1 protein-coding gene and 1 pseudogene are annotated in these 2,730 nt (G+C 72.2%); both read left to right on the forward strand.

Going from position 1 to position 2,730, the window contains the following annotated elements:
- Window positions 1-2,188, forward strand: a 2,188-nt coding sequence (locus ACTUAL_RS09115; protein WP_440899943.1) for a thioester reductase domain-containing protein, incomplete at its 5' end; no start/stop codon positions are given.
- 82 nt (window positions 2,189-2,270) lie between these two features.
- Window positions 2,271-2,730: pseudogene (locus ACTUAL_RS09120) on the forward strand (hypothetical protein); the annotation flags it as partial.

Below are 2,730 nucleotides of genomic sequence, written 5' to 3' on the forward strand. Positions count from 1 at the left end.
CCGCCGCAACCCCGGCTCCGCCCTGTTCAACGAGTACGGCCCCACCGAGGCCGCGGTGTGGGCGTCGGTGCACGCCGTGCGCCCCGAGGACGGCGAGGCCACCAGGGTCCCGATCGGCCGCCCCATCCCGAACACCCGCCTGCACCTGCTGGACGCGAACCTCAACCCGGTGGCCCCCGGCGTCCCCGGTGAGCTCTACATCGGCGGCGAGGGCGTGGCGCGCGGGTACGTCAACCGCCCCGCGATGACCGCCGAGCGGTTCCTGCCCGACCCGTTCTCCGCCGACCCCGGCGCGCGCCTGTACCGGACCGGCGACCTGGCCCGCCACCGCGCGGACGGCGCCGTGGAGTTCCTGGGGCGCGCCGACACCCAGGTCAAGATCCGCGGCTTCCGCATCGAGCTGTCGGAGATCGAGAACGTCCTCCTGCGCCACCCGCTGGTCGCCGAGGCCGTCGTCACCGTCCGCGAGGACCAGCCGGGCGTCCCCCGCCTGGTCGCCCACGTGGTGCCCGTCATCGGTCGCGTGCTCACCCAGGACACCCTGGTCACGCACGTGCTGGGCCAGATCCCCGACTACATGGTGCCCAGCGCGTTCGTCAGCCTGGAGCGGATGCCGCTGACCCGCCACGGCAAGATCGACACCGCGGCGCTGCCCGCCCCGGTCGAGATCGCGGCGGGAGGCTTCGTCGAGCCGCGCACCCAGCTGGAGGCGGAGATCGCGGAGACCTTCGCCGCCGTGCTCGGCCTGCGCCAGATCAGCGCCACCGCCGACTTCTTCTCCCTCGGCGGCAACTCGCTGCTGGTGGCCAGGCTCGCCGCCCAGCTCTCCCGCGAGCACGACGTCGAACTGCCCATCGACGAGATCTTCCGCGTCCCCACCGTCGAGGGCATCGCCAGGGCGGTGGAGGTCCACCAGCGCCGCCGCGACAACGTCGACAGCGCCGCCCTGTACGCCCAGCAGGTCGCCGAGCTCGTCGCCGACGTCCGGCTCGACCCGGCCATCGTCCCCGACGGGCTGCCCAACGCCGACTGGTTCTCCCCCAAGAACATCCTGGTCACCGGCGCCACCGGCTACCTGGGCGCCTTCCTGGCCGTCGAGCTGGTCCAGCGCACCAGCGCCACCGTGCACTGCCTGGTGCGCGGCGAGAGCCAGGACGCCGCGTGGGACCGCCTGGAGGAGGTCCTGCGCAAGTACCGCGCCTGGGACGAGTCCTACCGCACCCGGATGCGGGTGGTCACCGGCGACCTGTCCAAGCCCCGGCTGGGACTGGGCGAGGCCGAGTACGCCACCCTCGCCACCGACCTCGACGCGATCTACCACAGCGGCGCGATCGTCAACTTCACCTACCCGTACGAGGCCATGAAGGCCGCGAACGTCCTCGGCACCGAGGAGCTGCTGCGGCTGGCCACCACCACCACGCTCAAGGCGTTCCACTTCGTCTCCAGCGTGGACGTCTTCATGGGAACCGGCGCCGAGCGCCCCTTCACCGAGGAGGACCTGGGCGACCGTCCGGTGAAGGTCCCCACCGGCTACCCGCGCACCAAGTGGGTGGCCGAGAAGATCGTCGTCATCGCCCGCGACAGGGGCGTCCCGGTGACCGTCCAGCGCCCCTGGATGATCACCGGCCACACCGAGACCGGCGCCTCGCACGACACGGACTACCTCTACGTCTACCTCAAGGGCTTCCTGGACCTCGGGGTCCTGCCGCTCTACAACGACGTGATCAACGCCGTGCCGGTCGACTACACCGCGGCGGCCATCGTGCACACCTCCCTGCAGGAGGAGAACCTCGGCAAGAACTTCAACATCACCAACCCCGAGCCGACCACCATGCAGCAGTGCTACCAGTGGCTGCGCTCCTTCGGCTACGACCTCAACGTCGTCGACGAGGAGGAGGCCCGCCGCCAGGCGCTGGCCGTGGACGAGGACCACGTCCTCTACCCGCTCACCCCCATCCTGCGGGTCGCCTCCATGCGCCACGCCGCGCTCGACCCCGAGCTCCAGCAGCAGGTCGACCCCATGGACGAGTGCCGCGTGCTCCTCGCTGCGCTGGAGGGCTCGGGCATCTCCTGCCCGCCGGTCAACGAGCAGTGGGCGCACTCGTGCTTCAGCTTCCTGGTCGAGAACGGCTACCTGCCCGCTCCCGGCGACGTCAACGCCCCCACCACCAGCGAGACCCTTGCCTGACCCCACCGCCGGGGCGGGCTACCCCGCCCCGGCGCCCTTCCCCCTCCGAGGAGGACTCGATGACGTACCAGGGAAGTGCTTCATGACCGGCTCCGCCACCACGCCACCGCTGGCGGGGATCCGGTACGTCGACCTCGACCCCGTCGACGGCGCGCAGGTCGAGGCCCTGGCCCGCGCCGCGGTGCGCGAGCACGGCTCGTCCAGCGCTCCGTCGCTGCTCGCCGCCGCCCCCGGCCTGGCGCACCGGCTGCCCGCGCGCCTGGTCGACCAGCTGCGCGACCTGAGGCTGGCGGAGTCGGCGTCGGCGCTGGTCATCCGAGGCCTGCCCGTCGACGACGCCGAGATCGGCCCGACCCCGCTGGACTGGCGGGGGCTCGACGGGCAGACCCGCACCGCGCCGCAGGAGGCGTACCTGGTGCTGGTGGCCGGGTTGCTCGGCGACATCTTCGGCTGGACCACGCTGCAGGACGGCAGGCTCATCCACGACGTGGTGCCCATGCCGTCGCAGAAGGGCGAGCAGAGCGGCCACGGCACGGTCAACC

This window comes from Actinosynnema sp., from assembly GCF_052038725.1.